13 protein-coding genes are annotated in these 13,338 nt (G+C 41.3%); 4 read left to right on the forward strand and 9 right to left on the reverse strand.

All coding sequences use genetic code 11. The features are described 5' to 3' along the window. Positions 1-164: 164 nt before the first annotated feature. Genes recG through asnC form a run of 3 tightly spaced genes read right to left on the reverse strand, consistent with a single transcriptional unit; the run spans position 165 to position 3,492 of the window. Positions 165-2,246, reverse strand: a complete 2,082-nt coding sequence (recG, locus tag NQT65_RS20080) for an ATP-dependent DNA helicase RecG (RefSeq protein ID WP_256851917.1) — start codon at positions 2,244-2,246, stop codon at positions 165-167. Positions 2,247-2,306: 60 nt separating this feature from the next. Then, positions 2,307-2,993, reverse strand: coding sequence for a tRNA (guanosine(18)-2'-O)-methyltransferase TrmH (gene trmH / locus NQT65_RS20085; protein WP_024032415.1), 687 nt, complete (start codon positions 2,991-2,993; stop codon positions 2,307-2,309). 40 nt (positions 2,994-3,033) lie between these two features. Then, the gene (asnC, locus tag NQT65_RS20090) at positions 3,034-3,492 is read right to left on the reverse strand and encodes a transcriptional regulator AsnC (protein WP_054983953.1); all 459 of its coding nucleotides are present in this window, start codon (positions 3,490-3,492) and stop codon (positions 3,034-3,036) included. Positions 3,493-3,688: 196 nt separating this feature from the next. On the opposite strand from asnC, the gene asnA reads away from it, so the two are divergent. Next, positions 3,689-4,684 (forward strand): aspartate--ammonia ligase, encoded by a 996-nt coding sequence (gene asnA, locus NQT65_RS20095; RefSeq protein WP_138686151.1) that lies wholly within the window; start codon positions 3,689-3,691, stop codon positions 4,682-4,684. Positions 4,685-4,708: 24 nt separating this feature from the next. Here asnA and NQT65_RS20100 read toward each other — a convergent pair whose 3' ends face one another. The 6 genes from NQT65_RS20100 to NQT65_RS20125 all read right to left on the reverse strand — a co-directional run bounded on the left by NQT65_RS20100 (position 4,709) and on the right by NQT65_RS20125 (position 11,092). Beyond that, the gene (locus NQT65_RS20100; RefSeq protein ID WP_256851918.1) at positions 4,709-6,316 is read right to left on the reverse strand and encodes a flagellar assembly protein A; all 1,608 of its coding nucleotides are present in this window, start codon (positions 6,314-6,316) and stop codon (positions 4,709-4,711) included. Positions 6,317-6,467: 151 nt separating this feature from the next. Beyond that, a complete protein-coding gene (locus NQT65_RS20105; RefSeq protein WP_004588255.1) occupies positions 6,468-6,860 on the reverse strand; it encodes a deaminase RidA in 393 nt (130 codons plus the stop codon). Positions 6,861-6,872: 12 nt separating this feature from the next. Continuing rightward, a complete protein-coding gene (gene spoT / locus NQT65_RS20110) occupies positions 6,873-8,978 on the reverse strand; it encodes a bifunctional GTP diphosphokinase/guanosine-3',5'-bis pyrophosphate 3'-pyrophosphohydrolase (protein WP_004588254.1) in 2,106 nt (701 codons plus the stop codon). A 127-nt stretch (positions 8,979-9,105) separates the two neighbouring features. Beyond that, positions 9,106-9,381, reverse strand: coding sequence for a DNA-directed RNA polymerase subunit omega (gene rpoZ, locus NQT65_RS20115; RefSeq protein ID WP_004588253.1), 276 nt, complete (start codon positions 9,379-9,381; stop codon positions 9,106-9,108). A gap of 114 nt (positions 9,382-9,495) precedes the next feature. Further along, positions 9,496-10,116 carry a guanylate kinase gene (gene gmk, locus NQT65_RS20120; RefSeq protein ID WP_064384893.1) on the reverse strand — a complete coding sequence of 207 codons (621 nt, stop codon included), beginning with the start codon at positions 10,114-10,116 and terminating at the stop codon, positions 9,496-9,498. 115 nt (positions 10,117-10,231) lie between these two features. After that, positions 10,232-11,092 carry a YicC/YloC family endoribonuclease gene (locus NQT65_RS20125; protein WP_004588249.1) on the reverse strand — a complete coding sequence of 287 codons (861 nt, stop codon included), beginning with the start codon at positions 11,090-11,092 and terminating at the stop codon, positions 10,232-10,234. A gap of 163 nt (positions 11,093-11,255) precedes the next feature. On the opposite strand from NQT65_RS20125, the gene rph reads away from it, so the two are divergent. From rph to NQT65_RS20140, 3 genes are read left to right on the forward strand one after another with little or no spacing between them, the layout of a single operon-like run. Further along, entirely contained in the window at positions 11,256-11,969 is a 714-nt protein-coding gene (rph, locus tag NQT65_RS20130; protein ID WP_004588248.1) for a ribonuclease PH, read from the forward strand. Between the two features lie 12 nt (positions 11,970-11,981). Further along, positions 11,982-12,626: an orotate phosphoribosyltransferase gene (pyrE, locus tag NQT65_RS20135; RefSeq protein WP_004588247.1), complete on the forward strand. Its 645-nt coding sequence runs from the start codon at positions 11,982-11,984 to the stop codon at positions 12,624-12,626. A 58-nt stretch (positions 12,627-12,684) separates the two neighbouring features. Next, positions 12,685-13,068, forward strand: a complete 384-nt coding sequence (locus NQT65_RS20140; protein ID WP_004588246.1) for a diacylglycerol kinase — start codon at positions 12,685-12,687, stop codon at positions 13,066-13,068. Positions 13,069-13,338: the final 270 nt, after the last annotated feature.

The following is a 13,338-nucleotide window of genomic DNA, read 5'->3' on the forward strand; positions in this document are numbered from 1 at the left end:
TCTGCAGAAAAGTAAAAAATACATTCCTGATATTATTCGCACAGTCTCCACCACCACCGTAGCGTGGGTTGAGTATCACGAAACCCGCGGATAAGGCTCGCCGCACATCTTTGTATGGTAAATATAGCGTTTCAGCAGTGAGCTTTACGAGTACTTTAGCGTAATTATGCTTGTGCGTAGTTAGATTTATTACCTAGCCAGCGATGAATTAAAGGGTCTATAAGGTCGGGGTTTTGCTTTAGCATTTGTTGTGCAATGGGCCTGACTTGATTTAGCGTGTGTTTATCTCGAGTAAGATCCGCTATTTTAAATTCTGCTAAGCCAGTTTGTTTAGTGCCGAGCACTTCACCTGGCCCACGTATTTCTAAATCTCGCTCTGCGATGACAAAGCCATCGTTACTGTCTCTTAATACGCCTAGACGTTTTTGAGCGGTGTGAGAAAGAGGGGCGTGATATAACAGTACGCAATGCGAAGCGGTTGCTCCTCGTCCTACGCGCCCGCGTAATTGATGTAATTGTGCTAATCCTAAGCGTTCAGGGTTTTCTATGATAATTAAACTGGCATTGGGTACGTCTACACCTACTTCTATTACTGTTGTTGCAACAAGTACATGAATATTGCCTGCTTTAAAGTCGCTCATGATCGCTTGTTTTTCAGCGGCTTTCATACGGCCATGAACGAGCCCGACATTAAGCTCTGGCAACGCCTCTTTTAATTGTAATGCGCTGTCTTCAGCTGCTTGGCATTGTAGGGCTTCTGATTCGTCAATGAGGGTACATACCCAATAAACCTGTCTGCCTTGTTCGTTACAGGCATGCTTAACACGGTTTATTATATCGTCTCGGCGTGTATCAGGAATGGCCACAGTGGTTATAGGTGTGCGCCCAGGTGGTAACTCATCTATCACTGAGGTTTCTAAATCGGCATAGGCCGTCATAGCCAATGTACGCGGAATGGGGGTTGCGGTCATGACTAACTGATGAGGGTAACAATTACCAAATTTGCCTTTTTCACGCAGTGATAGGCGCTGATGAACACCAAAGCGATGTTGCTCATCTATGATAATCAATACTAAGTTATTAAATTTTACCTCGTCTTGAAATAGGGCGTGTGTGCCCACTATCATTTGCGCTTCCCCTGAGGCGATTTTTTCAAGTGTATTAGTACGCTCTTTTCCCTTAGTTTTACCGCCTAGCCAGGCAACGTTAATCCCAAGACTTTCAAACCATTGCTTGAAATTTATTCCGTGTTGTTCAGAAAGGATTTCTGTAGGTGCCATCAGGGCAACTTGAAAACCTTGCGCTATTGCTGTTAATGCACTTAAAGCTGCAACCAGTGTTTTACCTGAGCCTACATCTCCTTGTACTAATCGCATCATGGGGTAGGCATGCTGTAAATCCCCTTTTATTTCGGCTACAACTCTATTTTGTGCATTAGTCGGCGCAAAAGGGAGTTGCGCTAAAAATTGGCTCTCTAATGTATTTGTAGGGCTTAGGGAAACTGCCCTTACTTGCTGCCCTTGCTCGCGTACTTTTAATAAGCTTAAGTTTTGGGCAAGTAGCTCTTCAAACACTAAGCGTTGTTGTGCCGGATGCATGCCTTGTTCAAGCGAAATAATGTCAACATCATTCGCAGGGCGATGAAGTAGTAATAAAGCTTCACTTAATTGCATATGTGACGGTTGCCATTTTTCAGGGATAAGCTCTTCAACAGAATACTTATGTAATAAATCGATGGCTTGTTCACTTAACGCTCTAATTGATAATTGTTTTAAGCCTTCGGTGGTTGAATACACGGGGGTTAGTGTTGCGGCGGTTGGTTGCTCGTTTGGGGTATCGCTAATACTGTATTCTGGGTGGCTCATTTCAAAACCAACGCGCCCGCGTCTTACTTCACCAAAGCAACGGATTATTTTGCCACTGCTAAATGCGTTTTTTTGCGCTGCTGTAAAATTAAAAAACCGTAAAGTAAGCCTACCTGTACCATCGTTTATTTGCACCACTAACATACGCCGTTTACCAAAGGTCACTTGGCTTGTTTCTATTGTTGCCTCAACAGTGCAGTGGCTGTGCAAAGTAACATCGTTAATAGCATAAATACGGGTACGATCTTCATAGCGTAAAGGCAAATGAAAGAGCATATCTTGCACGGTAGCTATACCTAGCTTTTGTAGGCGTTCGGCCATTTTTGGGCCTACCCCTTTAAGTTCTGTGATAGGGTATTGGCTTAAGCTAGGTTTAGACAATGTAGGCTCAAATCTGTTTATTTGTGAATGAGTTAAGTGTACTCACAGGTTTGCTAAGCATCAAGCATGTTTTAAAGCTTGCCAAAACTGCTCGTTAGCGACTATTTCACCTTCTTCATCGAGTGGTGGGTAAGGTAGGTTTTTTAATCTACATTGCTTAGCAATAACTGGGTGATACCCTTCAAAATACATAGGGTGTTTAATCTCTTCACTTAGCATATCGCGCTTATATAGCCCTGCTTTTTCTCGTTGCTGTTGTGCTTCAAATAAAATAAGCGCAGCAGCTACTGATACATTAAGTGACTGCACCATGCCTTGCATAGGAATAATAATATTTTGATCGGCGTGTTTTAGCGCGCGCTCAGAAATTCCCGTTTTTTCTTGGCCAACGATTATAGCTGTGGGTTTTGTGTAATCGATTTCTCTAAAATCTACAGCATCTTCGCTCAAGTGTGTTGCTAATATTTGTACATCTGGGTTGTGCTTTCGCATCATTGCAGCAGCATCATCAATATTTTTATGCAAGTGTGTTTCTAGCCAGTTTTTACTGCCGCCAGAAGTATTATTGGTCAGCCATTTTTGGTTTTCTGGCCATACAGCATGCACATGATGGCAACCTACTGCATCAGCACTTCTTACAATAGCTGAGAGATTATGATGTTTATGTACGTCTTCTAGGCAGACTGTTAGGTCTGTTTGGCGACGTGAGAGCACGTCTTTTATTCGTTGGTAGCGATTTTGCTGCATGGTGATCCTCTTTTTTGATAATTATACGTAATTTTATCTATTAAGGCATTACTGTGCGGCTAATTGGATTTTGCAAAGAGATTAGGGTCTCGGTTGATTGAATAGCCTCTATAGCCTGTATTTTATTAATGAGCACGTCTTGCAGATGGTCGATAGACTTGGCCATTACCTTTATAAAAATGCTGTAGTTACCCGTTGTGTAATAAGCTTCAACTACCTCTTCTAATGCTTCTAGTTTAATCAGTGTTTCTGGGTAGTCGCGAGCGTTGTTTAAGTTAATACCGATAAAGCAACATACATCGTAACCAAGTTGCTTTGTACTAATGCTTAATTGGGTGCCGGTAATGATGCCCGCTTGTTTCATTTTTTCTACGCGTACGTGAATTGTGCCGGCACTTACAGTAAACCGTTTAGCTAATTCTGCGTAGGCTGTACGGGCATTGGCCATTAGAGCGTGAAGTATCTGTTTATCGAGATTATCGATTTGATAATTTTCCATTATTTTTGCTTACTTAAATTAGTGAATCTACATTTTTATACCGTGTAAATTAATCGATTTTGCATATTAAAGCTATTTTTATTATGGGTTATTGAATTAAAAGTTTAAATCGTTACAGTAACCTCATTAAAGGCGCCTGCAGGGTGTTTTTTCATTAATAAGCAAGTAACAATAACTGGGAATGAGGCCAATTATTATGAGTTCACACTATGTGCAGCAACAGCAGCAAATAAGTAAAGTTAAGCAGTTTTTTTCACAGCAATTAGAGCAGCAACTAGGGTTAGTTGAAGTTCAGGCTCCTATTTTGGCCAAAGTAGGTGATGGCACACAAGATAACCTGAGCGGCCACGAGAATGCTGTTGCTGTTAACGTTAAAGCAATTACCGATAGCAGCTATGAAGTTGTTCATTCGCTTGCTAAATGGAAACGTAAAACGCTAGCGACTTACGGCTTTTCTGTAGGTGAAGGTATTTATACACAAATGAAAGCGTTGCGCCCAGATGAAGACTCATTAAGCCCAATACATTCTGTTTATGTTGATCAATGGGATTGGGAGAAGGTAATTTGCCAACGTACTGAACGTACGCTCTCTACATTACAAGATACAGTTAAAGCCATTTACACTGGCATCAAGCAAACAGAGCAGTTTGTAAGTGAAAGCTTTGGTATAGCCCCATTCTTACCTAGTGAAATAACGTTTATACACAGTGAGCAATTACGCAAAATGTACCCTGACTTTAGTGCAAAGCAACGCGAAAAAGCCATTGCACAAGAGTACGGTGCGGTATTTTTAATTGGTATTGGTGGTGCATTAGGTGATGGCAAAATACATGATGTACGCGCTCCAGATTACGACGATTGGTCTACCCAAACGATTGACGGATACACAGGATTAAATGGCGATATTTTAGTGTGGAACCCTGTGTTAGAAGATGCCTTTGAAATATCATCTATGGGTATTCGTGTAAGCCCTGATGTATTAAAAGCGCAATTGAGCATAACAGGCGATGAAGAACGCCTAGCATTCGATTGGCATAAAGCATTATTAGAAGAGGCTTTCCCACAAACAATTGGTGGCGGAATAGGGCAATCGCGCTTAGCAATGTTATTACTGCAAAAGCAGCATATTGGACAAGTCCAAGTAGGTGTATGGCCAAAGCAAACGCACGATACGGTAAGTGGCTTACTGTAAATTATAAAGGGCGCTTAATGCGCCCTAATGTGTTTTAAAGTTTATTTCTACTTTATTGTTTTGTAGGTTTATATTGCAAGGAGGGTAGTTGCGGGTAGTTTTTAATACTTTATCAAAAATATGGATCTCTACCCCTGAGTGTAATGATGTATTAACGACGAGATTTGCATCGCTTAGTAGGTCGTGGAGTTCATGATCTAGGCTAGATAACTTTTTCTCTAGCTGCTCTGCTTGTTGGCAATAATGCTGCTGTGTTGCGCCAATTTTTTTAATGAGCAGATTCTTCTTTTCTATATCTTTTACTTTATCTGCTTTTTCAAGTGCCGCTTGAAGGGTATCAAGCTGCTCATCGGTTTTTGCTAAGTCTTTAAAGCAGTTATCTGTGTCGGCCGTTATTTCAGCGCCGGATGCGGCTAAATTGATTGCCATTTTTGCGCCTGATTCATTACCTATTTCGCCGGCAATTAACACGGTTGCATCAAGAATCTCTCCACCAAAAATTTTCCCTTTGGGTAATTCTGTTTGGCCAACTTGTAATAAGTGTTTTGCTTTAATAGCACAATGGCTGGCTTGGCGGTCTATAAAAATGTTTTTGCCCTGCATATAACAGTATTGTGCGTGAGATACATGCACATCACCTTCACTTTTAATAGAGCACGACAATGTTTTATCTTCGAGCTTTTGATGGCCAATAATGCCTTGCTTTACAGTGATGTTTCCGCCGGCTGATAATTCGCCAGATTCGACCGTGCCAAAAACAGTAATGTCGCCTTTTGCGGTGACTCGCATTCCTGGGTCAATGTTTTTAGTCACAATAACACTGCCTTCAAAATCAATATGGCCGCTTTTAACATCTACATCAGAGATGGTAAAAATATCATCAACTCGCATACCGTTAGGTATTTCTACGGGGACCCCCGCTGTTGTAGAAACAAGTTCGAGCGGATTTGTTTTTGATATTTCGGCGCCTTCGCCTGCCACTAACTTTTTATTTTCACCGGGTTTAGCCGGTAGTATGTCACCTACTACAGTGAAGCCTTCTTTACCGGGAGTTGCAGGTTGCTGGCGGATCAGTACAGTGCCGGGCTCTACGCTTGCCAGTTTACCAAAGTCGCGCATATCAACACTGCCATCTTCCTTCAGTTTTGGTGCTTTTAGGCGATCTTTGAGGGTTTCTACCATAGCTACAAATTTTGTTGCTGTGCCTTCTGCTGGTAGGCGGCCTTTGGCTAGAATCCCTTTTACCACTGTACCTGGGGGGAAGTTAAATTGTTTATCTAAAAGCTGCTCTAAAAAAGCTTGTTTGTAACCACGTACAACCCCTGCTTTTATGAGTTGTTTTTTGCCCTCTTCTAAAGAAAGTACCTTACCACCATAAGCTAAGGTTAGCTCACCTATGGCTTGCATTTTATCTTCACTTAACGTTACCACAAGCGATGCATCGTGCTTACTTGCTACAACCAAGGTTGGCTCATTATTTTGCGCTTTAAAAAAATTATCAATAGCCTCGTGGTCAATTTTGCATTCGCAAAACGTCGACTTCTCGAGTGCATCAATTATAAAAGCGGCGCTAGGTGGAGCGTGCTTACTTACATCAAGTAATACGTTCCCATTATTGGCAAGCTTAAACACTAGTTAATCCTTTTCTACTACTTAAGTTAAGATTGATTTTATTGCATGATTACAGAGTGCTAGATATTTACATGTGAGTCAAGAAAGGGCGATAAACAAAGGCTAGCAGTAAAAAATAGAGCTATAAAGGGGGTTTATAGCTCTGTATTTATTAATTAGTTGAAGGAAGTTCCATAATGCCGTCAATTTCAACTTGTGCGCCTTTTGGAAGAGCACGTACACCTAGTGCTGCACGGGCAGGATAAGGCTGCTTGAAATATTGGCTCATTACTTCATTCACAGTGGCAAAGTTTGATAAGTCTGTTAGGTAGATATTAATTTTAACAAGATCTTGGATTTTACCGCCTGCTTCTTCGCACACCGCTGTAATGTTTTTAAATACTTGATGTGTCTGCTCGCTAAAGTCTTCTGAAACCATTTCCATTGTTTCTGGGACAAGTGGAATTTGTCCAGATAAATAAACGGCAGTACCTACTTTAACCGCTTGGCTATAAGTGCCGATAGCAGCAGGTGCTTTTTCGGTAGAAATAAATGCTTTATTCATGAGTTTCCTATTTTACTTTTTACGATAGACTCTTTGCACATCAGGCATCACGCGAATGCGGCGCATAATATTAGCAACATGGACGCGGTTTTTAACGGTAACGCCCAAGTCTATCACATATAAATTACTTTCTTTTTCGTCGGTAGTGATCTCAACAATGTTGGCTTGGGTTGTAGCAACAACATTTGTGAGTTTAGCCAAAGCCCCTTGGTGATTAATTATTTCCACCCGTAGCGCAGCTATATATTCTTTTTCTGGATTGTCATCCCATTTTACAACCAGGTATTTTGAGCGTTCGTTTTCCCAGCCGCGAATATTTTTACATTCTTGGCGGTGAACGGTAAGCCCTTTACCTTGGCTAATATGTGCAGTGATGGCATCCCCTGGTACAGGTCGGCAACACTTAGAATAATTAACCAACATGCCTTCGGTACCAATAATGGTTGCTTTGGCTTGTTTGCTAATATCTGACAAGTCGTCGCTTTCTTCTTGCAATAAGCGTTTAGCGATTAACACGCTCATTAAGTTACCTGCGCCTATTTCTACCAGTAATTCTAATACTGTAGATAGTTCGTGCTCTTCGAGTACGCGGGCTATATTTTCATCGGCAATGCTGTCGAGCTTATTTTCACCCAAGGCAGAATCGAGTAAGCGTCGGCCTAATAACAATGCTTCTTCTTGGTGCTGGCTCTTAAGGTAGTTTCTTATCCCTAAACGGGCTTTACCTGTAACTATAAAGTTTAACCACGTTGCATTAGGGTGTGCACCCGAGCTAGTAATAATTTCAACACTTTGCCCAGTATCTAAGGCTTTGCTTAGTGGGTAAGGTTTACGGTTTACTCTAGCACCTACACAAGTGTTACCTACATCAGTATGCACCGCGTAAGCAAAATCAACCGCGGTAGCGCCCATTGGCAGCTCTACTATGCGGCCATCGGGGGTAAATACGTATATTTCTTCTGGGAACAGCTCGGTTTTAACGTTCTCGACAAATTCGAATGATGAGCCGGCACTTTGCTGAAGCTCCAGTAAACTTTGCATCCATTGACGCGCACGTTGTTGAGCTGTGTTACCCGCGCCATCACCGGCTTTTTTATACATCCAGTGTGCAGCAACCCCTTTATCGGCCATGTGATCCATGTCATGCGTACGCACTTGTATTTCTACCGGAATACCGTGTGGGCCTACTAATGACGTATGCAAAGACTGATAACCATTTGTTTTAGGTACGGCAATGTAGTCTTTAAAACGCGTTTCGATAGGTTTATACAGGTTATGTGCAACACCTAACACGCGATAACAGGTATCCATTGCATCTACGTTTATTCTAAAGGCGTAAATATCCATTACCTCATTAAAAAGCAGCTCTTTATTAAGCATTTTTTTATAAATGCTATAGAGGTGTTTTTCGCGCCCAGAAACCGTAGCCTTAATACCAGACTCTTCAAGACGTGCTTCTATTTCGGTTTGAATGTTAGAAATAACTTCTTTGCGATTGCCTCGCGCTTTTGCCACTTCAGATTTAAGTGCGCGATGACGCATAGGGTATAAAGCCTGAAAACCTAAATCTTCTAGCTCATTTTTAATATCGTGAATACCTAAACGGTTTGCAATAGGTGCGTAAATTTCAAGTGTTTCACGGGCAATACGACGGCGCTTATCAGGGCGTAGAGCACCTAATGTACGCATATTGTGAGTACGATCGGCCAGTTTAATTAAAATAACCCGAATGTCTTGGGTCATAGCCATGATCATTTTGCGGTAGTTTTCAGCTTGAAATTCTTTTTTGTCTTTAAAGCTGAGCTTATCGAGCTTACTTACCCCTTCAACAAGTTCGGCAACCGTATCGCCAAATATTTCGGCTAAGTCCTGTTGGCTAAAGTCGGTATCTTCAATAACGTCATGCATTAGCGCGGCCATAAGTGTTTCATGGTCAAGGTGCATGCCAGCAAGAATTTGGGTTACTTCAACAGGGTGAGTAATGTACGGCTCGCCGCTTGAGCGAGTTTGCCCCTCGTGAGCCTCTCGGGCTACCACGTAGGCTTTTTGCACTAGCTCTACTTCAGCAGCAGGCAAGTATTCAGATATTTTCTTTTTAAGACCTTCAAAAAGATACATTCACACTCCAATGTTCTCGTGAAGCAATAAGTAACGGTAAGTAATAGAATATACGATGAAAAGAGGGGATTGCCAACGGCTAGAGTAGAAATACTGAGCCGTTGACTAAATCAAACCGGGTGGTTGATTATTGATTACCGCCAACAATAGCAGCAACCGCAGCTAATTCAGCTGCTTCTTGGTGTTGTTGTTCTTCACGGTCAATAACGTCCATTGATGAACTATCAACTAAACCTTTTTCGATTTCACGTAGAGCGATAACGGTTGGTTTGTCATTTTCAGCGTCTACTAGTGGGTCTTTACCACCAACAGCAATTTGGCGGGCACGACGAGCCGCAACTAAAATTAAGTCAAAACGATTACCAATTGCATCTACTGCATCTTCAACTGTTACGCGAGCCATCTCAGCACTCCAAAATAATTTAAAAGCAAAGGCGTAGTTTACTGCAAGCAGCTTGTTTCGCCAATAGCCAGTGGTTAATTTTTACCAGTTTTCCCTGTAAAGGGCATAAATGGCTTATTTAAGTAAGTTTGTAATTAAATCGTGATGACGACTAGCTTGTGCTTTTAAGGTTAAGCGCTGCGCTAATACAATCGTTTCAATATTGCTAAGGGCGGTTTCAAAATCATCGTTAACCACAACATAATCATATTCATTGTAGTGCGATGTTTCTGATTGCGCTTTAGCCATACGCCCAGCGATGACCTCGGCAGAATCTTGGCCTCGGTTATTTAAGCGTTGCTCTAGCTCTGCTTTTGAAGGAGGCAAAATAAAAATTGTTTGCACGCTTGGCATAATTTCGCGTACTTGCTGCGCACCTTGCCAGTCAATATCTAAAAATACATCAATACCGGCATTCAGCTGCGACTCAATAGCCTGCTTTGAAGTACCGTAGTAATTATCGAATACTTGCGCCCATTCAAAAAAATCATCTTTAGCAATTAATGCTTTAAATTCATCGGCGCTTACAAAGTGATAATGCACCGCGTTTTCTTCACCAGGGCGAGGGCTTCGGGTGGTATGCGAGACCGATACTTTCATATCTGCATGTTTTTTTAATAACGCTGTGATTAAGCTAGATTTACCCGCACCAGAAGGCGCCGATAAAATAAATAAGTTTCCGCGAGTTTGAGCCATGTTTTTCTCTACTTAAAATAAACAGGCTTGGACTAAATCAATAATCCAAGCCTTTAATTACGTTATTGTACTTTATTTAACTAATTGTGCTCAAGTAAGTAGCACACAAGTACGATCACTCAATATTTTGGATCTGCTCTCTCATCTGCTCAATAAGCACTTTTAGCTCTACAGCTGCATTAGTAATATCACTATTAATAGACTTAGAGGCTAGGGTGTTTGCTTCACGGTTAAACTCTTGCATCATAAAATCTAAACGGCGGCCACATGCGCCACCTTTTTTAAGAATTTTTTTAGTTTCTTTTACGTGCGATTTTAAGCGGTCGAGTTCTTCGGCAACATCTTGCTTTTGCGCAAGGTAAATAAGCTCTTGTTCAAGGCGAGATTCGTCAATGTCGGTTTTTAAGTCTTCAAGCTTTTGATTAAGCTTTTCACGCTGCCACTTTGCTATTTCTGGTAAGTGACTTTCTACTACAGTAACTTGCTCAAGTATGGCATCAAGGCGAGTGGCAATCATTTCTTCTAAATTTGCGCCTTCATCGCCACGGGCTGATTTAAAATCTTCAACTACTTGGTCAAAGCCCGCTATAAGTGCTTTATTAACGGTATCTAAATCGAGCTCCTGTGCTTCCATTACGCCAGGCCAGCGCAGTATATCAACGGGGTTAATGTCGCCACTGCTTTGTTGCTGCACCCATTTAGCACTATTTATTAGTTGCTCAGCAAGTGACTCATTAATTGATAGCTCACCCACGTGTGCTGGATTTGCAACAAACTTTAAAAATACTTCAACTTTACCGCGTTGCAAATTTTTACGTAAACGCTCACGAATTACCGGCTCCATGCCACGAAATTGCTCTGGTGCGCGAATAAACGTTTCAAGGTAGCGCTGGTTTACTGAACGAATTTCCCAGGTGCCAGTGCCCCAATCGCCTTTAATTTCGCGACGCGCATAAGCAGTCATACTGTGGATCATGGATAAGTTCCTAAAATTTATTAATACAATATTGCGATGATTATACCGTAACACTGCTTAACCTCTAGAGAAAATTTATTACGCTGAATATTTTACAATCAGCATGGCATCTACCTGCACATGCACTTATAATGTCGCAAATTCAGAATTAAGGGGATCGTCAATGCGTCCAAGCGAAAGAACACCTAACCAAATTAGACCGGTATCATTTACACGTAATTACACATTACACGCTGAAGGCTCAGTACTTGTTGAGTTTGGTAATACCAAAGTACTTTGTACTGCTACGGTTGAAGCAGGTGTACCACGTTTTATGAAAGGCCAAGGTAAAGGTTGGATCAACGCTGAATACGGTATGCTACCGCGCTCAACGCATACACGTAACGCACGTGAAGCAGCACGTGGTAAACAAGGCGGTCGTACTATGGAAATTCAACGCTTAATTGCTCGCGCATTAAGAGCTGCAGTAGATTTAAAAGCGCTTGGCGAAAACACCATTACAATTGACTGTGATGTGATTCAAGCTGATGGCGGAACACGTACTGCATCTATCAGTGGTGCATGCGTTGCTTTAGTTGATGCACTTACTCACATGCGCGCTAAAGGAATGATCAACTCAAACCCACTTAAGCATATGATTGCTGCTATTTCGGTAGGTATTTATAAAGGCCAACCAATTAGTGATTTAGAGTACCTTGAAGATTCTGAAGCCGAAACCGATATGAACGTAATTTTAACTGAAACAGGTAAAATTATTGAAGTACAAGGTACCGCAGAGGGCGAACCATTCTCGTTCGACGAATTAGATGAGCTACTTACACTGGCTAAACATTCAATCCGTGAAATTATTGACGTTCAAAAACAAGCGTTAGCATAAGCGAGTACCCCAATGAAAGATTATCAAAAAGAGTTTATTGAATTTGCTTTAGAAAAGCAGGTTTTAAAATTTGGCGAGTTTACCCTTAAATCAGGTCGTACAAGCCCATACTTTTTTAATGCTGGCCTTTTTAATACAGGACGTGATTTAGCACGTTTGGGTCGTTTTTATGCATCAGCCCTTGAAGACGCAGCAATAGAATACGACGTTTTATTTGGCCCAGCTTATAAAGGTATTCCTATTGCAACCACTACCGCAGTAGCGCTGGCAGATCACCATGATAAAGATGTACCTTATTGCTTTAACCGTAAAGAGAAAAAAGCACATGGTGAAGGTGGTACATTAGTAGGTTCTGCATTAACGGGTAAAATTATGCTGGTGGATGATGTGATCACTGCAGGCACTGCGATTCGTGAATCAATGGAAATCATTGCCGATAACGGCGCAGACCTAAGTGGTGTACTAATAGCACTTGATCGCCAAGAAAAAGGCAAAGCTGAGCTTTCAGCTATTCAAGAGGTTGAGCGCGACTTTAATACCAAAGTGATCTCTATTGTAAAATTAGCTGATCTTATTAGCTACCTTGAGAGCCAAGGTACAATGGACGAGCATTTAGCATCAGTTAAAGCATACCGAGATCAATACGGTATTGCCTAACTAAAAAAAGCCTCGCAATTGCGGGGCTTTATTTTGACCACAGTAAATAGAGCTAATAATGAAAGATGTATTTAAACCTAACGGCCTTGGTATAAAGCGTATATTTAAAGCAACGTATTGTTCATACCTTGGTTTTAAAGCGGCCTTTATAGAAGAAGCGGCTTTTAGGCAAGAGTTGCTACTTAGCATTATTTTGCTACCCATTTCTTTTTGGCTAGCTTCATCGGTATTACATTGGGCATTGTTAGTAAGTACATTACTGATCATATTGATTGTGGAATTACTTAATTCAGCAATAGAAGCGCTCACTGATCGCGTAAGTACAGAGCGCCATGTATTATCGGGGCGTGCGAAAGATATGGGATCTGCAGCGGTAACACTCTCATTAATGATCCTTACGATCGTGTGGGGTGCTAGTTTGTATATAAAGTTATTTCAATAAACCCTCTATATAAACCAATTAATACACCTGAAATGTTAATAAAGTGCTAGTTATGTTGTGTTTTTAGCGAATTTAGCTCAAATACTCAGCGAACAGTCATTTATTTCAAGTTTTCTTCAAAAAAGGGTTGATCTGTTTTCGGATCTCCCTATAATGCGACCCCACTGAGACGGCAGAGCGCAACGCATAGCGAGGCACGAGCTACTCAGTGAGTCGAGTAAAACTTAGTTTTAAAAACTTTCAAGTTTAACAAAATTAAGTGTTGACAAA

Source organism: Pseudoalteromonas agarivorans (assembly GCF_024518735.1).
GTDB lineage: Bacteria > Pseudomonadota > Gammaproteobacteria > Enterobacterales > Alteromonadaceae > Pseudoalteromonas > Pseudoalteromonas atlantica.